Here is a 22203-nt window from a genome sequence, read left to right on the forward strand (position 1 = left end):
TTTACCGGGGCGGCAGCAGCAGTTTGCCTTCCAGTGGGGTGCTCAGGACGATGCTGGTGTCGCAGGTGAAGCCCATGTTGATCAGTTCGGTCAGCATGTTTTCCAGGGCGCCCACGTCGGGCACGGCGACTTTCAGGATGCAGGAGTTGTCGCCGGTGACAGAGTGGCATTCCAGCACGCCGTCGTGTTTGGTGGCCCAGCGGACCAGGGTGGGGTCGTTGCGGCCGCTGTCCTGCACGCCGATGAACGCGGTGATGGTGCGGCCCAGGGGTTTGCTGGCGACGCGCACGCCGTAGCCGAGGATCACGCCGGCGTCCTCGAGGCGGCGGACGCGTTCCGTGACGGCGGGGGCGCTCAGGCCGACGCGGCGGCCGAGTTCGCGCATGCTGAGGCGCGAGTCGGTCTGGAGCTCCTGAAGGATGCTGTGATCGAGGGGGTCGAGGTGGCCGCCGGACTGTCTCATGCCCCTAGCCTAGCATTTGGAAGGTTGGGGGTGGCGTTTGAGAGTTTTGTGTGTGTGAAACCTGCCCGCAGGCGGGGTGTGCGCACATTCCAAAGTGGGCCGCGCGGCACGGACAATAAGCGGGCACCCAATTCACGTTTCGCCCCCCAGCACCCCGGAGGCTGCCATGCCCATTCACCCGAACGCCACCACCGACAGCCAGACCATGCTTCCCCGCAACCACCGCGCGCCCAGGTGGGCAGACGTGCCCGACGAGCAGTGGTACGACTGGAAATGGCAGCTCAAGAATCGCATCAACACCGTCGAGGAACTCGAATCCGTCATCCGCCTGACCGACAGTGAACGCCAGGGCGCCAGTGCCAAGGGCATCTTCCGGCTGGACATCACCCCGTACTTCGCGTCCCTGATGCACCCCACGGACCCCACCTGCCCCGTCCGGCGACAGGTGATCCCCACGCACCACGAACTCGAACCGTTCACGTCCATGATGGAAGACAGCCTCGCCGAGGACAAGCACAGCCCCGTACCCGGCCTCGTGCACCGCTACCCGGACCGCGTGCTGATGCTGGTCACCACCCAGTGCGCCAGCTACTGCCGCTACTGCACCCGCAGCCGCATCGTCGGCGACCCCAGCGAGACCTTCAACCCCGCCGAGTACGAGGCGCAACTGAACTACCTGCGCAACACGCCCCAGGTGCGCGACGTGCTCCTCAGCGGCGGCGACCCCCTCACGCTCGCCCCGAAAGTCCTGGGCCGTCTGCTCGCGGAACTCCGCAAGATCGAGCACATCGAGATCATCCGCATCGGCACGCGCGTGCCCGTGTTCATGCCCATGCGCGTCACGCAGGAACTCTGCGATGTCCTCGCCGAGAACCACCCCGTCTGGATGAACATCCACGTCAACCACCCCCGCGAGATCACCCCGGAAGTCGCCGACGCCTGCGACCGCCTCACCCGCGCCGGCGTGCCCCTCGGCAACCAGAGCGTCCTGCTGCGCGGCGTGAACGACCACCCCGTCATCATGCAGAAACTCGTGCGGGAACTCGTCAAGATCCGCGTCCGCCCCTACTACATCTACCAGTGCGACCTCGTCCACGGCGCCGGGCACCTCCGCACCACCGTCAGCAAGGGCCTGGAAATCATGGAAAGCCTGCGCGGCCACACCAGCGGCTACTCGGTGCCCACCTACGTCGTTGACGCGCCCGGCGGCGGCGGCAAGATCCCCGTCGCACCCAACTACGTCCTCAGCCACAGCCCCGAGAAACTGATCCTCCGCAACTTCGAAGGCTACATCGCCGCGTACAGCGAACCCACCGACTACACCGGCCCCGACATGCTCGTCCCCACCGACTGGCAACGCAAGGAACCCGGCCAGAGCGGCATCTACGGCCTCATGGAAGGCGAACGCATCAGCATCGAACCCAAAGAATTCAGCGAAAGCCGCAACCGCCCCGGCGCCACCAAACACCGCCTGAACAGCCGCGAAGACAAATGGGCCGCCCACGGCATCGGCCTGGATGTGGCCGTGACCGACACTGCGCCCGACGGCATGGTACAGACCGCGCAACCCGTCAGCGGGGACTGAAAGAAAGGCGACCCCTCTGCTTCGCAGCTGTACCAGCCAGTCCGCTGCGCGGCCAGCTCCCCTCAAGGGGAGCCAGAAATCACGCCTCCCCTTGAGGGGAGGTGCCCCGAAGGGGCGGAGGGGTCGTCCGCGACTCTGCCGTCCCTCCCCCAGGAGAACCCCAATGACTACCCTTCCCAAACCCCGTCAGCCTGAACTCAAGACTTCTCTGCCCGGTCCCAAAACTGCGGCGATCATGGCCCGCGACGCCCAGCACCTCTCGACCTCGTACATGCGGCCTTACCCGTTCGTGCCGGATCAAGGGGAGGGCGTGTGGCTCACCGACGTGGACGGCAACACCATGCTGGATTTCTTTGCGGGAATCGCGGTCAGCACGACCGGGCACGCGCATCCGCATGTGGTGAAGGCCGTGCAGGAGCAGATCACTAGGTTCGCGCACGTGTGCCTGACGGATTACCCGCAGGAGATCACGACCAGCCTCGCCGAGCGCATGGTGAAGCACGTCGAGAAACCCGGTGAGAAGTGGCGCGTGTTTTTCGGGAACAGCGGCGCGGAGGCCGTCGAGGCGGCCGTGAAACTGGCCCGCAACCATACGGGGCGGTCGCACATCATCAGCACGCTGGGCAGCTTCCACGGGCGCACGTACGGCGCGATCACGCTGACGGGTAGCAAGACGAAGTACAAGCGGGGGTTCGGGCCGTTGCTGCCGAACGTGTCGCACGTGCCGTACCCGAATCCGTTCCGGCCGCCGCTGGGCAGCACGCCGCAGTTCTGCGGGGACGCGGTGCTGGCGCACGTGAAGAACCTGTTCCAGACGGTCCTGCCGCCGGATGAGGTCGCGGCGTTCATCATCGAGCCGATGCAGGGCGAGGGCGGGTACATCGTGCCGCCGATGGGCTTCCTGAAGAAACTGCGTGGGCTGTGCGACCAGCACGGCATCCTGCTGATCTTCGACGAGGTGCAGGCCGGGATGGGCCGTACCGGGAAGATGTACTCCTTCCAGCAGTTCGAGGAGTACGGCGGTGTGCAGCCGGACATCATCACGGTCGCCAAGGGCATCGCGTCGGGCCTGCCGATCAGCGCCATGCTGGCGAAGGAAAGCGTGATGACGTGGCCGGTCGGGTCGCATGGCAGCACCTTCGGCGGGAACCCCGTGGCGGCCGCGGCGGCGCACGCCACGCTGGACCTGCTTGAAGGCGTGGTCAAGCACCCCGGTTGCGGCGACAGCCTGATGGAGAACGCGGCCAGCGTGGGCGAGTTCATCCTGACCGAACTGAAGGGCATGCAGGCGGAATTCCCGTTCATCGGGGACGTGCGCGGCCAGGGGCTGTTCATCGGACTGGAATTCGTGAAACCCGACGGCAGCCCCGACGGGAAGCTACGCGACGCGGCCAGCATGGCGATGTTCGAGCGCGGCCTGCTGAACCTCGACTGCGGCGAGGCTGTCATCCGCATCAGCCCGCCCCTGATCCTGACGCGCGAGGAAGCCGCGACAGGCCTGGAAATCATGCGGGACGCCCTGCGCGCCCTGAAGTAACCCCCCTGAAATAACACGGTCAGCTACCGCCGATCACGGGTCCTGCGCCGACAAGGCAGAGGACCGCACGCTCCGACTGGAGGTGCGGTCCTCTCTTCATGACCGGACGTGGGTTCAGATCAGGCCGGTCATCTCCTGCTCACGGCGTTCCGTCAGCGGAATCACGGACGGGCCAGCCGGACCCTGCGGTCCCTGGGGGCCCTGCGGACCAGTCGGGCCAGTCGGGCCGGTGTCGCCCTTGTCACCCTTCGCTCCCTGCGGACCCTGAGGTCCGACGTCCCCCTTCGCTCCGGCGGGTCCGGTTGCCCCATCTGGTCCCACCGATCCGGTGTCACCCTTGTCGCCCTTCACGCCCTGCGGACCCTGAGGTCCGGCGTCACCCTTCGCTCCGGCAGGTCCGGTCGCCCCAGCTGGCCCGACGGTGCCGATCTCACCCTTGATGCCCTGCGGACCGATGGGGCCAGCGGGACCAGTCAGGCCGATGGCGCCCTGAGGCCCAACGGCGCCGATCTCACCCTTGACGCCCTGCGGACCGATGGGACCAGCGGGACCAGTCAGACCGATCGGGCCAGTCGCGCCGACTTCGCCCTTGATGCCCTGCGGACCGATGGGACCGGCGGGACCAGTCAGGCCGATGGCGCCCTGAGGCCCGACGGCGCCGATCTCGCCCTTGATGCCCTGCGGACCGATGGGGCCAGCGGGACCAGTCAGACCGATCGGGCCAGTCGCGCCGACTTCGCCCTTAATGCCCTGCGGACCAATGGGACCGGCGGGACCAGTCAGGCCGATGGCGCCCTGAGGCCCGACGGCACCGATCTCGCCCTTGACGCCCTGCGGACCGATGGGGCCAGCGGGACCGGTCAGGCCGATAGGACCAACGGCGCCGACTTCACCCTTGTCGCCTTTCATGCCCTGCGGTCCGGCCGGTCCCGTCAGGCCGATCGGGCCAGTCGCGCCGACCTCACCTTTCGCGCCTGCGGGTCCGGCGGCTCCTGCGGTGCCGGTGTCGCCCTTGTCGCCTTTAGCTCCGGCAGGGCCAGTCGCGCCGACCTCACCTTTCGCGCCTGCGGGTCCGGCGGCTCCTGCGGTGCCGGTGTCGCCCTTGTCGCCTTTAGCTCCGGCAGGGCCAGTCGCGCCGACCTCACCTTTCGCGCCTGCGGGTCCGGCGGCTCCTGCGGCGCCGGTGTCGCCCTTGTCGCCTTTAGCTCCGGCAGGACCAGTCGCGCCGACCTCACCTTTCGCACCTGCGGATCCGGCGGCTCCTGCGGCGCCGGTGTCGCCTTTGTCACCTTTAGCTCCGGCAGGACCAGTCGCGCCGACCTCACCTTTCGCGCCTGCGGATCCGGCAGCACCTGCGGCGCCGGTGTCGCCCTTGTCGCCCGCAGGGCCAGCGGGACCGGCTGCGCCCGTATCACCCTTCGGACCGGCGGGACCAGCAGGACCGGCGGGACCGGCTGGCCCCTGGATGACTTTCAGTTCGGGCGCGGTGCGCGGGTCGATCAGGACCAGTTGCCCGTTGCGGACGATCACGATCTTGCCCTCGTCGGCGGAGGTCAGGGTCATGCCAGCAGGCGTGGGGATGACTTCCTGCGCGTGGGCGGCGGCGGACAGGCCCAGCAGGGCGGTGAGGATCAGTGCCGTTCGTTTCATGGTGCGCTCCTGTACGTGCAGAGAGAGGAGAGGCTTACTGGTTGAGGGCGACCGATACGGTGGGGCTGTTCAGGGTGTAGGAGTAGTAGTTGTTGAGACCGTCGAGCTTGCCGTCTCCGTTGAAATCCCCGAGGGCCTTGTTCTGAGGCTGCAAGAAATAGCCGTATAGCCCCGTATTGACGGGTGTGCGGTCGAAGGTGCCGTTGCCGAAGCCCCGAGTCAGCTGGTTGTTGTTGATCAGGTCTAGGTGCCCGTCACCGTCCAAGTCTGCCAAGGCATAACCGCTGGCGTCCAACTGCGTGACCGTGAAGCCAAACTGTCCGTTTCCGAGGAGCAGTGTTGTGCTGTTGCGGTGGTACAGGTCCATGTGCCCGTCCTCGTTGACATCCGCCGGGACCAGATCGGAGGAGTACACATTTGCTGGCCCAGTGGCAGCCGCCTCTGCGGCAAACGTTCCGTCGCCGTTGCCGGACATGATGTACAGCCGGTCTGAAGACGCCGCGAAGTCCAGGCGACCGTCGTGGTTCAGGTCGGCCAGTGGAGGTGCTGAGTAGATCCCGTAGTTAAATGCAGTAGTACCCAGATTGGGCAGGGCGTTGATAGCAGGTGCGAACGTGCCGTCCCCGTTACCCAGGCGTGTACGTAGACCGTAGCTGGAGTAACTGGCGTCGCGTATCCAGGCAATCAGATCGGGTTTCCCGTCGCCGTTCACGTCCTTCAGGGTGTACCCGCTGAGGTCCGTCACACCTGCTTCAATCTCCAGGCTGGTCATGGGGTTGAACTTGCCCAGGCCCTTGTTGATCAGGATGCCCAGCGTGCTGTCGTTGCGGCGCACGGTCAGGTCCAGTCGCCCGTCGCCGTTCAGGTCGGCGGCCGCCAGGTCAGTCGGGGCCTGGCCTGTTCCGGCGGTGTACGCGGTGCGGGCCTGCAGGGTGCCGTCGCCGTTCCCGAGGAACACGCTGACGGTGTTGGCGCTGCTGTCGGTGCTGATGGCGTCCAGTTTGCCGTCCTCGTTCACGTCGGCGGCCAGCAGGTCGCGTATGTCCTGTCCGGCGGCCCGTTCGGTCTGCGCGGTGAAGGTCGCGGTGGCGGGGGCAGTGGCGGTGCGGAACGAGAACACGAACGGCGTGCCCGGCGCGGCGCTCCCCCCGGCGGTCAGGGTGTTGTGCAGCGTCACCTCGACCTGTTCGCCCGCGTGGTACCCGCCGGTCCGGGCGGGAATCAGCAGGCGGTCGCCGCTGGCGCTGGGTGTGCTGGCTGCCGGGGCGCTCTGGCTGGGGCGCACGCTGACGCTGGTCGCCTGCGCGCTGGCGGCGTCTAGGGTCACGCCGCAGAAACGGGCGGTCAGAGTGTCGGTGCGGCCTACCGCGTGCCCGTTCGCGCCCGGCACGGCCAGGGGCGGCGCGGTGAACACCGTGCCGGTGGGCGCGGCGGCGCTGCCCGCGCTGCGCACGTTGCACATGGGGTCACCCGGCACGGGGCTGAACGGCTGCACCTGTAATGTGGCGTTCAGGCTGGCGGCCAGTTGCCGCACGTTCAGGCTGTTGCCGCTGCGCAGTCCCTCGGGCGTTTGCGTCACGCGGCGGGTGCTGTCGCGCACGGGCACGGCCGTGAACGCAAACCCGTATGGGTCGTCCTGCGGGGTGGCCTGCAGGGGCAGGCGCATACCGACGATCATGCGGTTCGCTTCCGTGCCGGTCGCCAGCGTGCGGCCTCCCTGTGGACTCAGGACCGTGAAGCCGTACGGGAGGAGGCCCACGAAACCGGGCGGCGTGAAGGTCAGTTCGTCTTCCGGCAGGAACTGCACGCTGTCGTCACTGCCGGGAATGGTGTGAACACGCAGGGTGGTGGTGTTCAGGGCGCTGGCCTGCGCAGGCCGCACGCTCAGGGCCAGGGCGTCCAGTTCGGTGGCGGTGTACGCGGCCCCGCCGGGCGCACGGACGAAGGTGCTGATGGCCGTGTCGTGCGTGGCGGCAGGCAGCGTGCCGGGCGTGCGCACGCCCAGGAACGACACGTTCTCCAGCGCACTGGGACTGGTGACCGACACCACCGCGTAGATGTACCGGTAGCCCTCGGCGCGGGGGCGGCCCGCTGCGGGCAGGACGTCCGTGCTGCCGCGCGAGACGACCCGCACGGGCGTCACGTTGCCCTGCTCGCTGGTCAGGGCCTGAGCGCCCAGCGTGGGCTCGATGCTGGCCGCGAAGTCCGGGGTGCCCAGCCCACTGAAGCGCAGCGTGAACGCCGCCCCGGCGGGCGTTAAGGGGCCGCCGGGGTTGTTGGCTGTGGGAGGTGGAGGCGTACTGGTGTGGGCGGGCTGAGCACACGCGCCGAGCAGCAGCGCCGTGGTCAGCAGGAACGGAAGGGGTCGTTTCATGCGTGGTCCTTTGCCCGGTCAGGGCCGGTCACTGCGGTAGTCACTGGGGGGTGAGTTGCGTGTACGTGTCGTCGCCAAGCGTGTAGGGGATCAGGCGATTGCCGTAGTTGTAATAGCCTCCAAGCTGAGCCAGTCGGTTCGGTGCCTTCGTCAGCGCCGTGGGAGCCTGTGCGGTGAACCTGTTCGCCCCGCCCAGCAGCACGCTTAGGGAACTGCTGTCGTAATCGGCGGTCAGCACGTCCAGCCAGCCGTCCCCATTCGCGTCCCCGACCAGCAGGTCACGCGGGTCGCTGCCCACGCTCAGGGTGGTCGGCGCGGCGAAGGTGCCGTCCCCATTGCCCAGCACCACATGCACCCCGGCGCTGCTCAGGGCCGCCATGTCCTCGCGCCCGTCGTTATTGAAGTCCCCGCTCGCCACGCGGATCGGGGCCGTGACCGGAATGTCGGCGGCTGCACTGAAGGTGCCGTTCCCGGCCCCCAGGCGCACATTCACGGCGTTCCCACCCGTCGCGGCGACCAGCAGGTCCATGCGCCCGTCGCCGTTCACGTCCGCCGTGACCGCGTCGGACGGCTGCGCACCCACGCTGACCGCAAGCTGCGCGCTGAACGTGCCGCCGCTGTTCAGCAGCACCGACACGGTGTTCGCCGTGCGGTTGGCGGTGATCAGGTCCAGCTGCCCGTCGCCGTTCAGGTCGGCCCGGTCGATACTTTCCGGCCCGGCACCCACCGCGACACTCGTGGCGGGCTGCAGCGTGCCGTCCCCGTTGCCCAGCAGGACCGAGACGTCCCCGCTGCCCGCGTTGCTGGTGAAGGCGTCCAGCTGCCCGTCGCCGTTCAGGTCACCGGTCCCCACGTCACTGGGAGCCGTGCCGACGGCATAGACGCTGCCAGATGTCAGCCACAGTTTGTTTGCGGTGCGACTGGTGATCAGCGTGTGATTGCCTCCATACCCCGCACCGTTCAGGTCTGCCAGGGTGATCGCGGAGAGGTTGGTCAGCTGTTGACCATTGGTGGGATCGTAGATCTGGGGGCTACCGCCATCGGTGTACGTGCCGCTGGCGGGCGCGGTCTGCACGCGGGCGCGGTACACGAACGGCAGGCCCGGCGCGGGCTGCCCCCCGGCAGTCACGCCAGCAGTCAGGGTCACGTCCACTGTCTGACCCGACAGGTAGTCGGGCCTCTGGTACCCGTTGCTGTCCGCCCAGACCGGCACGGTCACGCGGTTACCCACCACGGTCGGTGTGCCGCGCGACGGGGCGTTCTGCGACCAGTGATTCACGACCGTCACGCCGTCCACCGACGTGTCGTCCAGCAGGTTCGTGCGGCACAGCGCCAGCGACAGCGGCGAGTACTGATCCAGGCGCGGGCCGTCCGGTGCGAACACGGCCGGGCCGTTCAGCATCAGGCCTGTGGGGTTCGCGGCCGTGCCGCCCAGGCGCACACCGCACACCGGCCGCACTTGTGTGTTAGGGGTCTGGTACGGATTGTTCAGGCTAGTCCGCCGCGCCGTGCCGGGCAGTACCCGCACTTCCCGCGACTGGTACTGCGGGAACAGTTGCGGGAGCATCCGGTCGAATGCCGCGCGGTTCCCCGGCAGCTGCGCTTCCAGAGATTCGGTTGCCGTCGTGACGGTGTCCTGAGCGAACGTGAACCACCCGCTCAGGCTGTACAAGTCATCTTTCGCCTGCGCCTGCAGCGGCACCCGGAAGCCCAGCGTGACCGTCCCCATCCCCGGATGCGTCCCGTCGAACCCCGGAATGGTGCGGCTGCTGCGGTTGTGCGCCACGAACCCGTACGGCAGGTTCTCACCGCTGAACCCGTTCGCGATGCCCAGCAGCGACACCTCGGACTCGTCGAACAGTTGCAGCGTGTCTTCCTCGCCGGGCAGCAGTGTCGGCTGCAGGGTCATGGGGTCCTGTGTGACCGGACTGGCCGGGCGGATACTCAGTGCCAGGGCCTGCGCCTCGCTGGCCGAGTACGCAGGCAGCCCCGGATACCGTTGCAGGTCCGTGAAGGCCGACCGCGCCGTGTTGGTGTCCAGCCCCGCCGGGATCACCGTCAGGTTGGGCGCCGCGCTGTACGCGCCATTCTTTACGGTCAGGGTCACCGACACGTACCGTGCGCCCGCCGCGCGCGCCTGCCCCGGCGGGACCAGGTCGGTCGTGGCGCGCACCAGCACGTCCCCGATCTCCACCTGATCCAGGCTGTTCAGGGCCTGCGCACCCAGGCCGGGCCGCGTGACCTGCGCTGTAGGCGAACCCGACCCCAGGCCCATGACCGTCACCCGGAAGGGCCGCGACTGCTTGGCGGGCGTGGGCGCTGGAGAGGGCGCGGGTGTCGGGGACGGGCCGGGCGGCGGTGTGGTGTGCGGCGTGCCCGGCCCACCACAGGCCGTCAGTAGCGCCGCACTCAGCAGCAGCAAGCGAAATCTCGACATGAACACTCCTTGTCTGGTCGGGTGCTTTCCGTTGCCGCGCGGCGCCCCTGCGGCCCGGCCCGCACGTCGCAGGCACAGCAGGCAGGACGCGCCCCACCCGGAAACGGGGCACCGTGAGGGTCCGCGCGCCCGCAGGCAGCGTTAGGACGGATGCGGAACGGATGTGTTCAGCCGGTCAGGGGTGGCGCTCGATTCATGGTTTCCCTCCATGCCCCACGTGACCGCCCGGCCGGAACTCCCGGCCTGCGCGGCGTCTTCCCCTGGGGTGACGTCAGCGTGCCAGCCGCACAGTGACCGCACCGTGACTGCCCGCAGCCCGCCGGTCACGCGCCGAGGAGCGGGCGGCGAGCAGGACGGCCCGTTCCCTGCCACGGGGCGGCGCCCCCTGTGACTTCAGGTTCGGGACTTCAGCTGGTGGGGGGCGGCGCTGAGTTCTTTCAGGGCGCCCGTGACGTGCGTCATGGGGTTGGGGCTGCGGTGAATCCAGGTGACGGTGCCGTGCGGGTCGATCAGGAACGTGGCGCGGCCGGTCATGCCGAGCAGGCCGCTCAGGCCGCCGATCACGCCGTACGCCTGCGCGAGGCTGCGGTCGCTGTCAGGAATCATTGGGAACGTCAGGTGGCAGGTGTCGCGGAAGCGGGCCTGCCGGGCTTCGGTGTCGGTGCTGACGCCGATCACCTGCGCGCCGTGTCGTTCGAATTCCGGCAGGGCCGCCTCGAACCGCTGCGCTTCGATGCTGCATCCGGCGCTGCTGGCGCGCGGGTAGAAGTACAGCACGGTCCACTGGCCGCGCCGCTCCTGCAGGGACACGGTGCGGCCGTCGTCGCTGCGGCGCGTGAAGTCCGGGGCGGGCTGACCGACTTGGAGGCTCATGCGCCCGATTGTACGCGCCGTCCTACAATGCGCCCGTGTCTGACGTTGCTGATTCCCTGCTGCGGCCCCTGCGTCCCTACGCGGGAGAGGTCGTGGTGGTGGGCGTGTCGGGCGGCGCGGACAGCGTGGCGCTGCTGCGGGCGCTGCTGCTGGTGGGTGCGCGGCCGGTCGCCGCGCACCTGGATCACGCGCTGCGGGCGGACTCGGCGGCGGACGCCGCGTGGGTGCAGGCACTCGCGGCGCGGCTGGACGTACCCTTCGCGGGGGGGCGGGTGGACGTGGCGGCGGTCGCGGCGCGGCGCGGCTGGAACACCGAGGACGCCGCCCGCCGCCTGCGGTACGACTTCCTGACCCGCACGGCGAAGGCGCACGCGGCGCAGGTGATCCTGACGGCGCACACGCGGCGCGATCAGGCCGAGACGGTCCTGGCGGCCCTGCTGCGCGGCGAGGCGGTCCTGCACGGCATTCCCGCCGCGCGCGGGCCGCTGCGCCGCCCCTGGCTTGACGTGCCGCGCGCCGATCTGGAAGCGTTCCTGCACGCGCACGGGCAGGACTGGCGCGAGGACCCCACGAACGCCGACCCGGCATACACCCGCGCCTGGATTCGCCGGGAGGTCATGCCGGTCCTGACTGCCCGCTACCCGGCCGCCGGGGAGGCCCTGGCCCGCGTGGCCCGCACGCAGGCCGAGGACGACGCCGCCCTGACCGGACAGGCCGCCCGCCTGACCCGGCACGCCCCGCTGCGCAGCGCCCCGCCGGCCGTGCTGCGCCGCTGGGTGCGCGCCGAATTGCGCCGCGCCGGACTGGACTTTCACGCCCCGCACCTGGAACGGCTGGCCGGGGCGCTGCGGGCAGGGGAGACCGCGCACGTCACCCTACCCGGCGGGCACGACGTGACCGTGACCGGCGGCCAGTTGCACCTGACGCCGCAGGCGTACCCGGAACCGGACTTCCCGCTTCCCGACGGCTGGGAGAGGCGCACCCGGTACGACGGGGACCGCGTCACCCTGTTCGGCGGGACGCGCAAGCTCAGCGATGTGCTGACCGACCGGCACGTGCCCCGCGCCGACCGGGACCGCGTGCCGCTGCTGGTCAGCGGCGCGGGCGTGCAGTGGGTGGGCCTCCAGCCGCCCGTCTGGGCGACCGGGGCGCGCAAGGTGGCCGCCCAGCCCCCGGACCCGCTGCACGCCGCGATGGGCGAGGCCCTGGCACAGGCGCACGACGCCGCCCGCGCGCAGGAAGTCCCGGTCGGCGCGGTCGTCCTCGGCCCCGGAGGTCAGGTGGTCGGACGGGGCCGCAACACCAGCCGCGAGCACGGCGACATGACCCGCCACGCCGAACTGGCCGCCCTGAGGGACGCCGCCCGCACCCTCGGCACCCCGTACCTGAGCGGGTGCACGCTGGTCGTCACGCTCGAACCCTGCCCCATGTGCCTCGGCGCGGCCCTCGAAGCCCGCGTCGGGCACATCGTGTACGGCGCCGCGAACCCGAAGGCCGGTGCGCTGGGCGGCGTGACTGACCTGCTCGCCGCACACTGGGGGCACACCCCGACCATCACGGGCGGTGTCCGTGCCCACGAGGCTGCCCGCCTCCTGAAAGACGTGTTCGGCCGTCTGCGTGAGGATCGGCACAGGGACGACCGGTAGGGGCCGTCACGCAGGGGTTCAGCTGCTGCATCCGCCGCCGCAACTGCTTCCACAGCTGCTGCCGCCATCTGAACCGCCGCTATCTGAACCGCCGATGTCGGCGCCGCCCCCGTCGCCGTCCCGGCGATCCCGCCGGGCGCCGGTACCGGTGGGGTTCGCCTGCGCGGTCGTCAGGAGAATCAGCGCCAGCACGAACACTCCCAGCGCGGCCAGCACCCCGAAGCGCGTGGACAGGAACGTCAGGAACGCCACGCCGCCCGCCAGGGCTGCCAGCAGCAGCGCCGACACCCGCACACCACCGGCCGTGCGGGTGGCCGTGTGCGTGGCTGGGGCCGCCCTGACCGTCGGGTCGGGCCACACATCGACCGGGGCCACCTCGCCGAAGAGGCGGGCGTAGCTGTCCAGCGTGCAGCGGTACTGCGCGGCGAAATCCGTGTCGCTCGCCTCGCCCGTGGCGGGCTCGTGGTGCAGCGGCGCGGGCAGCAGCGGGGTCAGGCGCTCCCAGTAGTCGCGGGTGAAGGTCAGGTGCTCGTGCCACAGGGCGTCCACGGCCCGTGACGGCGTGACCGGGTGCCCGGCCGCAGCGGTCAGGATCAGGAACCGCCGGTACTCGTGGGCGGCGCGGTCCGTGAAGGCGTGGCCCCAGCCGTGTTCCTGCGCGGCGCGGCGCAGCATGGCGGGCGGGAATTCATAGTGGGTCAGCGCGGCGGTGGGACTGACGGTCTCCTGACCGGAAAGGGGGAAGGTGCGCGCGGTTCCTGTCATGCCCGGCTCCTGGCAGCAACCCGGAGGAAGGGCGGCCTGGAGGGCGAGAAACGCGGGGCCGCCCGCGCGGGTTCCTGCTGAATGCAGCGTGATCCGCGCCTGTCAGCGCCGCGTCAGCGCCCGGGGGGTGCCTCCCCCCAGCGTCAGGGGAAGGTAAACCCGCCCTCCGTCATCCGCCGGAGCGGGCGCTGTCCGGCAGGCTGCGCTGCACGTCCGCGTACGCGCCCCGCACCGCCTGCACCAGCTGATCGCTGCCCAGCACGCCGCGCATGTCCAGCATGCTCACGATCTCGTGCGGGTCCAGGCTGGGGTTCGCGCAGGCGCGCAGCAGCCCGTAATGCACCACACTGGTGCCGGGCCGCGCGCCGCCCGCCGGGGTCCACGCCTCGCGCAGCATGGGCATCAGGCGCGCCGCGAACGCCAGGATCTCGTCGTGGTGACGGCGTAACTCCTTCTGGAGCGCCCCCACCGAGTGCACGCCCACGTAATGCAGCAGGCTCGCCAGCCGCTGCGGACGCTCCGGGTCCGGCCAGCCGGTCAGCAGCAGCACGTTCAGCGCCTGCGCCACGCCCCCGTCCAGGTCCCGCACGGGCGGAATGCCCAGCAGGTGCTTCATGCTCTGCGCGTCGATGAACACACTGTCCGGCGCCTCCTGCACCCGCTTGGGCAGCGTCTCGGCGTAATCGCGTGACAGGCGGTGCAGGGCCATGAACTCCTCGTCCGCCATTTCCAGCAGGCCCGCCAGCCGGTAGAAACGCCGCTGCACCTCACGCGGGATCGCCTCGCGGTTCTTGTACCCCAGGTCATGCTCGATTTCCGCCCAGGCGTGCTGGAGGATCGAACGGATCTGCACCTCGAAGCCCAGGCCCGCGAACGCCGCGAGTTCCGGCGTGTCCGGCGTGACCTGCACCACGTAATGCACGCCCATGTACCCGAAGCGGTCCGGGTCGTGCATCTTGCTCTTGTCGATGGAGTTCTCCCAGTCCACGCGGTGGTTCGCCTCGATCAGGCGCGATACCGCCCCCACGTCCGACTCGAAGTACGTGATCACGCGCACCGCCACGAGGTCCGTCACGTCCGACAGCGACCGGTACCGGCCGGGCTTGCGGCGCAACTTGTCCTCCAGGCTCATGGGCTTTTTCACGCGGCCCGTGACGTGGTGAATGTTCAGGCCCGCCTGCTCCAGCAGCCGCGCCGTGTGCGCCACCGCCGCGTCCCGCAGCGCCTCGAACTGCGGCAGGTTCGTCTCGTAGTCTCTTGCCAGCCCGCCAGTCATGAGTGACCGCAGCATACTCCCGACCGGCCCGCCCGCAGTCCCCACCTGCGGCCCCCACCTGCCGCCCCCGCACACGGACGCCCGCGCCCGGCGTGCTACACCCAGGGACATGCGCGTTCCCACTGCCCTGGCCGCCCTGACCGGACTGGTCCTGCTCTGCGCCCCGGCGGGCGCCACGCACGCCAGCGGCGTGTTCGTCTCGTACCCCCCGGAAGGCCACCGGGTCGCGCACGCCAACGTGATCCTGCAGGGGCACGTGCCGCCCGGCTCCAGCCTCAGCGTGTCCGGGCGCGCCGTCCCCACCGGCCCCGACGGCCTGTTCATGGAGTGGTGGCCGCTCAAGCCCGGCGTGAACACCCTCACCCTGACCGCCCGGCAGGGGAGCCGCGTGACCGGCAGCCGCACCCTGCGCGTCACGCGCGCCGCCGCGCCCATCCTGCCCGCCCGGCCCACCCGCATCCTGCCCGGCAGCGTCACGCCCGCCCAGCCGGTCGAATTCTGGGACGTGACCGGCGACACGCCCGCCGAACGCCGCGTACCCGTCAGCGTGCAGGGCAGCGCCGGAGCGCGCGCCAGCGTCCGCCTGGGCAGCGCCCTGCCCACCCCCATGCGCGAGGGACCGCCCGGCACGTATCGCGCCGACCTGACCGTCCCCGCTGCCCCCCAGGTCAGCACCCCGCTGACCGTCAGCCTGACCGGCCCGGACGGCCGCACCGTGACCGCCACCGCGCCCGGCCGCGTCACCGTGCAGAGCGGCGCCGCCCGCAGCGGCACCCAGCGCCCCGGACAGGTCCCCGGACCCGGCCTGAACGCCAGCAGCACCGTCCTGACCACCCTGACCGGCCAGTCCCTGCTGTACCCCCGCACCGACATGACCTTCACCGTCGTCGGCCGGCAGGAAGGCGACCTGCGCGTCCGCCTGAGCGGCGGCCAGAGCGCCCTGATCACCGCCACGCAACTCGACCTGGGCACCCCCGGCAGCGCCCCCCTCCCCTGGACCGGCGGAACCGTCCGCCTGGAACCCGACCGCCTGTACGCGCCCAATCTGGCATCCATGCCCGACCCCAGCCCCGCCCCCCTGCCTGGCGTGAACGACCTGCCCGCGCTGCCCCCCACCGAGTCCGGGAACGCCGCCACCCCACCGGCGCCGCCGCCCGCCGCCCCCATCACACCGCCCGTCATCCCCACCCCCACCCCGGCGGACCCGACCCGCCTGACCCTCCTCATCCCCACCGGCCCCGCCCGGCCCCCCTTCACCCTCGAACAGACCGACCCACGCACCCTTACCCTCACCCTGTTCGGCCCGCACCTCACCCCCCTCACCCCGCCCGCCCCGCACCCCCTGCTGACCCGCACCGACCTGAAAACCACGCCCGACACCACCCGCCTCACCCTCACCCTGACCGCCCCCCTCTGGGGCTTCACCGCCGACCACGACGGCCCCCACCTGCGCCTCACCATCCGCACACCCCCCACCCCCAATCCCGCCCAGCCCCTCCAGGGCCGCACCATCACCCTCGACCCCGGCCACGGCGGCACCCAGAACGGCGGCGCCGGCAGCCTCGGCACTCCAGAAAAAGACCTCGTGCTGCCCATCACCCTCCGCGCCGCCGAACTCCTGCGCGCCCAGGGCGCCACCATCCACCTCACCCGCACCACCGACACCACCGTCGGCCTGTACGACCGCGGCCAGCTCGCCCACGACACGGGCAGCGACCTCCTCATCAGCGTCCACGCCAACGCCCTCCCCGACGGTCGCGACCCACGCGGCATCCGCGGCCCCGAGATCTACTACACCCACCCACAGGCCCAACCCCTCGCCGCTGCCCTCCTCGCCGCCCTACGCACCAGCCTCCCCGACCTCGGCCCCGGCACCGGCCTGAAACCCGGCGCGGACCTCGCCCTCACACGACCCACCAGCCAACCCAGCGTCCTGATCGAAACCGGCTACCTGACCGACCCCGGCAACCTGCGCCTGCTGAACAGCCCGGCCGGACAGGAACGGCTCGCTCAGGCCATTGCGGCGGGGGTTCTCGCGTATTACCGGGGGCTTGGGCGGTAGGTGGGCGCCTGCGGCGGGCTGCCCCACCCCCAGGGGGGACGGGGGAGCCTGCGTTGGCACTGGGCAGGTATTTCTCTGAGGTTGCTGGCGGGTGTTGGGCGGGGACGGCCACGCCTCAGACGCCATCCTTCGCGCCCGCGCCGTTCGCCCCGCGCGCTGCGCGCACGACGGGCTCGGTTTCCACGACGCTCGCCTTCAAGGCTCCCCTCTAAGGGGAGCTGTCAGCGAAGCTGACTGAGGGGTCCTGCGAAGCAGCTGGGTCCTGCGAAGCAGGTGGGTTGTCCTTCCCACATCCCACTGCTTCCTTCCCCCGTACCATCTGGTTATGAGTGTCGTTCGGCCGGTGACGTTGGTGACGGGAGCTGCGGGTGGGATTGGGGTGGCGTTGGCGCGGCGGTTGGCTGCGGGGCATGACCTGATCCTGTCGGGCCGGAATGTGGGGGCGCTGGAGGCCCTGTGTGCGGAGGTGGGGGGTTCGGCGCTGGTGCTGGACCTGACGCGCCCGGAGTCGTTTGAGGAGGCACTGGCGGGGGTGGGGCGCGTGTCGAACGTGGTGCATAACGCGGGCGTGGTGGAGCTGGGCGCGGTGGGGGCGCAGGGCCACGCGGTGTGGTCGCACACGCTGGCGGTGAACGTGGTCGCCCCGGCGGAGTTGACGCGGTTGCTGTTGCCGCGCGTGCGTTCGGAGCGGGGTTCGGTGGTGTTCGTGAACAGCGGCGCGGGCCTGCGCGCGAACGCGGGGTGGGGCAGTTACGCGGCCAGTAAGTTCGCCCTGAAAGCCCTGGCGGACGCCCTGCGGGAGGAGGAGGCGGGCAGCGGGGTGCGCGTGTCGAGCGTGTACCCGGGCCGCACGGCGACGCCCATGCAGGCGAAGGTGCGCTCTCAGGAGGGCGCGGCGTACACGCCGGAAGCGTTCATTGATCCGGATTCGGTGGCGGCCATCATCGAGTTCGTGCTGAACGCCCCGCGTGACGCGACCCTGCCGGACGTGAGCGTGCGCCCCGGACCGCGTTGATGGGCGCGCCGGTGGAGGTGCCGGTGGAGGTGCTGCCGCCCCCCCGGGCCGGTGAGGTGCAGGCGGACCTGCTGGACGTGGTGATCGTCGGGGCGGGCCCGGCGGGCCTGAGTGCCGCCCTGACGCTGGGACGCTCGCGGCGGCGGGTGCTGCTGCTGGACGGCGGCCCGCCCCGCAACGCGCCCGTGGGAGCCGCGCACGGACTGCTCACGCGCGACGGGATGCACCCGGCAGACCTGAAAGCGCAGGCGCTGGCGGACCTCGCCCCGTACGACGTAACCGTCTGCCCCGATGGAGCGCGCGAGGTTCGCCGCGACCCCGACGGGGCGTTCAGCGTGCGGGTCGGGCAGGACTGGCACCGCACGCGCGTTCTGCTGTTCGCCACCGGCGTGCGCGATGTCCTGCCGGCCGTGCCGGGCCTGCGGGACCGCTGGGGGCAGGGTGTATACCACTGCCCGTACTGCGACGGCTGGGAACACGAGGGCCGCGCGCTCGCCGTGTACGGCTGCGGCCAGAGCGCCCACCACCTCGCCCTGACCGTGCGCGCGTGGTCGGACCGCGTGACCCTCCTGTGCGACGGCGACCCGGCCCTCACGCCCGAACAGACCCGCGACCTGCGCCGCGTCGGCGTCCGCATCCGCACGGAACCCGTCCGGCACCTGCGTGGCGGTCCCCTGGAAGACCAGCCGGTGTGCGTCACGTTCAACGGCGCGCCCCCCCTCAGCGTGGACGCCGTGTTCCTCGCGCCCGAACAGCAGCAGGGCAGCCACCTGCCCGCCGCGCTCGGCTGCCAGCTGAACGACCGGGGCCGCGTGCAGGTCGACGACCAGCAGGAAACCAGCGTCCCCGGCGTATTCGCTATCGGAGACATGACGGGCGCCCCGCAGTACGTGGTGCAGGCCGCCGCCGCCGGAATGCACGCCGCGCAGGTCATCAACACCCGCCTCATTCACGCGGCCGTGCATTCCCTGGGCGCCGCATTCCACAAGACCCCCGATGACGGCGCAGAAGTGACCCGCCCCCCCGAACCCGACGATGAGTAGCATACTCGTGTGAGTATTCATGCAGTTCTCTTCGACCTCGACGGCACCCTCCACGACCGCGCTGCCACCCTCCGCGCGTGGCTGGTCGAACACACCCGGCAGTTCAGCCTCCCCGACACCTACGCCCCCCGATTCCTCGAACTCGAAGACCACGGTTACCGCCCCAAAGCCCAGGTCATCCCCCAACTCGTGCAGGAACACGGCCTCCCACACGACCCCCAGACCCTCCTCGACACCTACGCCCACCACGTCCGACATGCCGTCCCCATGCCCCACACGCACGCCGTCCTGCGCGAACTGCGCGCGCGTGGCATCCGCACCGGCATCGTCACCAACGGCTGGGCAGACCTCCAGCGCACCTGCGCCGACCGCTGCGGCCTGACCGACCTCACCGACGACCTCGTCATCAGCAAAGCCGTCAGCCTCAGCAAACCCGATCCGCGCATCTACCGGCTGGCACTGGAACGCCTCGGCGTCAGCGCCCAACACACGTGATTCGTGGGCGACTCGCCCCGCAACGACATCGCCGGGCCGCAGGCAGTGGGGCTGCGCGCCGCGTGGCTCCCCACCACTCACCCGCTTCAGGGCGAGGTTCCGGATGCGGTTCTCGGTGATCTGCGTGAGGTGCTGGGGCTGTAGGTGGGCGCCTGCGGCGGGCCGCCCCACCCCCCAGCCCCCATCCCCAGGGGGGACGGGGGGGCCAGCGTTGGCACTGGGCAGGTATTTCGCGGGCTTGATTGGTGGGTATCGGGCGGGTTCGGGCACGCCTCACACGCCATCCTTCGCGCCCGCTGCGTTCGCCCCGCGCGCTGCGCGCACGACGGGCCTCGTGGCGACGACGGTCGCCTTTCAAGGCTCCCCTTGAGGGGAGCTGTCGCCGCAGGCGACTGAGGGGTCCCCTGCGAAGCAGCTGTGTTCCGCTGCGAAGCAGCCGCCCTTCCCACGCTCCGCGCCCCTGCGGCGCGTACCATCGGGGGTGTGAGTTCTTTCGTGTTGCCGATTGCGGAGGTGGTGCCTGCGGTGCGTGGGGCGCTGGCGGCGCATTCGTTGGTTGTGGTGCAGGCGCCTCCGGGGGCGGGGAAGAGTACGGGGTTGCCGCTCGAGTTGCTGGGTGAGCCGTGGTTGGCGGGGCGTGGGATCGTGATGCTTCAGCCGCGGCGGGTGGCGGCGCGGGCGGTGGCGGCGCGGCTGGCGGAGGGGTTGGGGGAGGAGGTCGGCGGGACGGTCGGGTACCGGGTGCGGTTCGATTCGCGGGTGTCGGCGGCGACGCGGTTGGAGGTCGTGACGGAGGGCATCCTGACGCGGCGGCTTCAGCGGGATCCGGAGTTGTCGGGGGTGGGGCTGGTGATTCTGGATGAGTTTCACGAGCGGAGCCTGAACGCGGATCTGGCGCTGGCGCTCCTGCGGGAGGTGCAGGGGGCGCTGCGGGATGACCTGCGGGTGCTGGTGATGAGTGCCACGCTGGACCCGGGTTTGCCGGGGCGGCTGGGGGCGCCGCTGATCGAGAGTGCGGGGCGGGCGTTCCCGGTCGAGGTGCGGTACCTGCCGGTAGACCCGGTGGGGCGCGTGGAGGACCTTGTGGCGCGGCAGGTGCGGTTGGCATTGGAGGCGGAGCCGGGGGACGTGCTGGCGTTCCTGCCGGGCGTGCGGGAGATCCGCGCGGCGGCCGGGTTGCTGTCGGACGTGGACGCGGCCGTGCTGCCGCTGTACGGGGACCTGCCGGTTCGGGAGCAGGCGCGGGCGCTGCGGCCCGATCCGGGTGGGCGGCGCAAGGTGGTGCTGGCGACCAGCATCGCGGAGACCTCGCTGACCATCGACGGGGTGCGGGTGGTCGTGGACGGCGGCCTGAGCCGCACGCAGGCGTTCGATCCGGCCAGTGGGCTGTCGCGGATGGTGACGGGCCGGGTCACGCGGGACGCGGCGGCGCAGCGGGCGGGCCGCGCGGGACGCACCGCGCCGGGCGTAGCGTACCGCCTGTGGAGTGAGCGGACGCAGCCGCTGCTACCGGCCGCGCGCCCGCCGGAAGTCATGGAGGCGGACCTCGCGCCGCTGACGCTGGAACTCGCGCAGTGGGGCGTGCCCGACCCGGCGGACCTGCACTGGCTGGACGTGCCCCCGGCGCGGCGCGTGGAGACGGCGCGGGGCGTGCTGCGGGACCTGGGCGCGCTGGACGCGGCGGGGCGCATGACGCCGGAGGGCGCGCGGCTGCTGGACTTCCCGACGCACCCGCGCGTGGCGCACCTGCTGACGGCGGCGGACGACGCGGCGCTGGCGGCGGACGTGGCGGCCCTGCTGGAGGAACGCGACCCGCTGCCGCCGGGGTCCGGGGCGGACTTGACGGACCGCGTGGCGGCCCTGCGTGCGTGGCGTGGCGGTGGGCGCACGCCCGGCGACGTGACGGTGCTGGAGCGGGTCGAGCGGCTGTCCCGGCAGTGGCGCACCCTCCTGAAGGTCCGGCCGGACGACTCGGCCCCGGACGGGTTCGCGGTGGGCGCGTTGATCCTGCGGGCGTACCCGGAACGCGCCGCGCTCGCCCGCGAGGCCGTGGCCGGGCTGGGCCGGGGACGGTTCCTGCTGTCGGGCGGGCAGGGGGCGGCCCTGCCGGAAGGGGACGGTCTGGCGGGCGTGCGGGCGCTGGCGGTCGCGCACCTGGACGCCGCCCCCATGAGTGCCGCGCAGGCCGAGGGGCGGATCTTCCTGGCGGCCCCGCTGGACCCGGCCGCGCTGGACGCCGGGGCCGCGTGGGTGGACTCGGTGCGCTGGGACGCCCGCACCGGCACGCTGGTCGCGCAGCGCGAGCGGCGCTTCGGGGCGCTGGTCCTCGAATCTCGCCCCTTGCGGGACCTGCCGGCCCAGGCGCGGGTCGCGGCGCTGGCCGGAGCGGTCCGTGAGGAGGGCCTGCACCTGCTGACCTTCAGCGCCGAGGCGCAGGCACTGCGGGACCGCGCCGAGTCTGTCCGGGCGTGGCGGCCGGACGAGACCGACTGGCCGGACCTCAGTGACGCCGGCCTGCTGGACACGCTGGAGGACTGGCTGGGACCGCACCTGGGCGCGGCCCGCTCGCGGGAGGACCTGGGCCGCCTGAACCTGCTGCCGGCCATGCAGGCGCTGCTGCCGTGGCCCCTCCCGGCCCGGCTGGACGAACTGGCCCCCACGCACCTGACCGTCCCGACCGGCACGCGCGTGCGCCTGAGCTACCGGCCCGGCGAGGCGCCCATCCTGGCCGTGAAGTTGCAGGAACTGTTCGGGCTGGCCGACACGCCCAGCGTGAATGGAGGCCGCACGCCCGTGCTGCTGCACCTGCTGTCCCCGGCGGGGCGGCCCGTGCAGGTCACGCAGGACCTCCGCTCATTCTGGAACTCCTCTTACTTCGAGGTGCGTAAGGACCTGCGCGGCCGTTACCCCAAGCACCCCTGGCCCGACGATCCCTGGACGCACGCCCCCATGAAAGGCACCAAGAAACGGGGCGTGTAGGCC

16 protein-coding genes are annotated in these 22203 nt (G+C 71.2%); 9 read left to right on the forward strand and 7 right to left on the reverse strand.

Features of this window, described 5'->3' with window-relative positions; genetic code table 11:
• Position 1: 1 nt before the first annotated feature.
• Complete coding sequence (locus M8445_RS09445) at positions 2-463, reverse strand: Lrp/AsnC family transcriptional regulator (RefSeq protein WP_055362353.1); 462 nt, start codon at positions 461-463, stop codon at positions 2-4.
• Positions 464-629: 166 nt separating this feature from the next.
• On the opposite strand from M8445_RS09445, the gene M8445_RS09450 reads away from it, so the two are divergent.
• Together M8445_RS09450 and M8445_RS09455 are read left to right on the forward strand one after the other, a co-directional pair.
• A complete protein-coding gene (locus tag M8445_RS09450) occupies positions 630-2048 on the forward strand; it encodes a KamA family radical SAM protein (RefSeq protein WP_273987523.1) in 1419 nt (472 codons plus the stop codon).
• Between the two features lie 163 nt (positions 2049-2211).
• Entirely contained in the window at positions 2212-3585 is a 1374-nt protein-coding gene (locus M8445_RS09455; protein WP_273987524.1) for an acetyl ornithine aminotransferase family protein, read from the forward strand.
• A gap of 114 nt (positions 3586-3699) precedes the next feature.
• Here the strand turns inward: M8445_RS09455 and M8445_RS09460 are convergent, their stop codons facing one another.
• The 4 genes from M8445_RS09460 to M8445_RS09475 all read right to left on the reverse strand — a co-directional run bounded on the left by M8445_RS09460 (position 3700) and on the right by M8445_RS09475 (position 10919).
• Positions 3700-5235 (reverse strand): collagen-like domain-containing protein, encoded by a 1536-nt coding sequence (locus M8445_RS09460; RefSeq protein ID WP_273987525.1) that lies wholly within the window; start codon positions 5233-5235, stop codon positions 3700-3702.
• Positions 5236-5269: 34 nt separating this feature from the next.
• Positions 5270-7609, reverse strand: coding sequence for an FG-GAP repeat domain-containing protein (locus M8445_RS09465; RefSeq protein WP_273987526.1), 2340 nt, complete (start codon positions 7607-7609; stop codon positions 5270-5272).
• Positions 7610-7649: 40 nt separating this feature from the next.
• Positions 7650-10046 (reverse strand): FG-GAP repeat domain-containing protein, encoded by a 2397-nt coding sequence (locus M8445_RS09470; protein ID WP_273987527.1) that lies wholly within the window; start codon positions 10044-10046, stop codon positions 7650-7652.
• 393 nt (positions 10047-10439) lie between these two features.
• Positions 10440-10919 (reverse strand): peroxiredoxin, encoded by a 480-nt coding sequence (locus M8445_RS09475; protein ID WP_273987528.1) that lies wholly within the window; start codon positions 10917-10919, stop codon positions 10440-10442.
• 35 nt (positions 10920-10954) lie between these two features.
• On the opposite strand from M8445_RS09475, the gene tilS reads away from it, so the two are divergent.
• On the forward strand, positions 10955-12565 hold the full coding sequence (gene tilS / locus M8445_RS09480) for a tRNA lysidine(34) synthetase TilS (RefSeq protein WP_273987529.1): 1611 nt from the start codon (positions 10955-10957) through the stop codon (positions 12563-12565).
• An 18-nt stretch (positions 12566-12583) separates the two neighbouring features.
• On the opposite strand, the gene M8445_RS09485 is transcribed toward tilS, so the two are convergent.
• Positions 12584-13330 carry a glycine-rich domain-containing protein gene (locus M8445_RS09485; RefSeq protein WP_273987530.1) on the reverse strand — a complete coding sequence of 249 codons (747 nt, stop codon included), beginning with the start codon at positions 13328-13330 and terminating at the stop codon, positions 12584-12586.
• Between the two features lie 169 nt (positions 13331-13499).
• The gene (locus M8445_RS09490) at positions 13500-14606 is read right to left on the reverse strand and encodes a GTP pyrophosphokinase (RefSeq protein ID WP_273987531.1); all 1107 of its coding nucleotides are present in this window, start codon (positions 14604-14606) and stop codon (positions 13500-13502) included.
• A 109-nt stretch (positions 14607-14715) separates the two neighbouring features.
• On the opposite strand from M8445_RS09490, the gene M8445_RS09495 reads away from it, so the two are divergent.
• The 6 genes from M8445_RS09495 (at position 14716) to hrpB (ending at position 22200) form a co-directional block, all read left to right on the forward strand.
• Entirely contained in the window at positions 14716-16668 is a 1953-nt protein-coding gene (locus tag M8445_RS09495; protein ID WP_273987532.1) for an N-acetylmuramoyl-L-alanine amidase family protein, read from the forward strand.
• 325 nt (positions 16669-16993) lie between these two features.
• Positions 16994-17683: an SDR family oxidoreductase gene (locus tag M8445_RS09500; protein WP_273987533.1), complete on the forward strand. Its 690-nt coding sequence runs from the start codon at positions 16994-16996 to the stop codon at positions 17681-17683.
• Between the two features lie 29 nt (positions 17684-17712).
• Entirely contained in the window at positions 17713-18726 is a 1014-nt protein-coding gene (locus tag M8445_RS09505; RefSeq protein WP_273987534.1) for an NAD(P)/FAD-dependent oxidoreductase, read from the forward strand.
• Between the two features lie 9 nt (positions 18727-18735).
• A complete protein-coding gene (locus tag M8445_RS09510; RefSeq protein WP_273987535.1) occupies positions 18736-19221 on the forward strand; it encodes an HAD family hydrolase in 486 nt (161 codons plus the stop codon).
• Positions 19222-19224: 3 nt separating this feature from the next.
• Entirely contained in the window at positions 19225-19365 is a 141-nt protein-coding gene (locus M8445_RS09515; RefSeq protein WP_273987536.1) for an HAD family hydrolase, read from the forward strand.
• A gap of 339 nt (positions 19366-19704) precedes the next feature.
• Positions 19705-22200 (forward strand): ATP-dependent helicase HrpB, encoded by a 2496-nt coding sequence (hrpB, locus tag M8445_RS09520; protein ID WP_273987537.1) that lies wholly within the window; start codon positions 19705-19707, stop codon positions 22198-22200.
• The last annotated feature ends 3 nt before the right edge of the window (positions 22201-22203 follow it).

Origin of the sequence: Deinococcus aquaticus (assembly GCF_028622095.1) — a bacterium.
In the GTDB taxonomy this organism is placed as follows: domain Bacteria; phylum Deinococcota; class Deinococci; order Deinococcales; family Deinococcaceae; genus Deinococcus; species Deinococcus aquaticus.

Coding starts and splice junctions, on each gene's coding strand:
- M8445_RS09470 (WP_273987527.1), bottom strand. CDS start 10,046: ATGTCGAGATTTCGCTTGCTGCTGCTGAGTGCGGCGCTACTGACGGCC.
- M8445_RS09490 (WP_273987531.1), bottom strand. CDS start 14,606: ATGACTGGCGGGCTGGCAAGAGACTACGAGACGAACCTGCCGCAGTTC.
- M8445_RS09460 (WP_273987525.1), bottom strand. CDS start 5,235: ATGAAACGAACGGCACTGATCCTCACCGCCCTGCTGGGCCTGTCCGCC.
- M8445_RS09475 (WP_273987528.1), bottom strand. CDS start 10,919: ATGAGCCTCCAAGTCGGTCAGCCCGCCCCGGACTTCACGCGCCGCAGC.
- M8445_RS09500 (WP_273987533.1), top strand. CDS start 16,994: ATGAGTGTCGTTCGGCCGGTGACGTTGGTGACGGGAGCTGCGGGTGGG.
- M8445_RS09465 (WP_273987526.1), bottom strand. CDS start 7,609: ATGAAACGACCCCTTCCGTTCCTGCTGACCACGGCGCTGCTGCTCGGC.
- M8445_RS09455 (WP_273987524.1), top strand. CDS start 2,212: ATGACTACCCTTCCCAAACCCCGTCAGCCTGAACTCAAGACTTCTCTG.
- M8445_RS09445 (WP_055362353.1), bottom strand. CDS start 463: ATGAGACAGTCCGGCGGCCACCTCGACCCCCTCGATCACAGCATCCTT.
- M8445_RS09450 (WP_273987523.1), top strand. CDS start 630: ATGCCCATTCACCCGAACGCCACCACCGACAGCCAGACCATGCTTCCC.
- M8445_RS09485 (WP_273987530.1), bottom strand. CDS start 13,330: ATGACAGGAACCGCGCGCACCTTCCCCCTTTCCGGTCAGGAGACCGTC.
- M8445_RS09495 (WP_273987532.1), top strand. CDS start 14,716: ATGCGCGTTCCCACTGCCCTGGCCGCCCTGACCGGACTGGTCCTGCTC.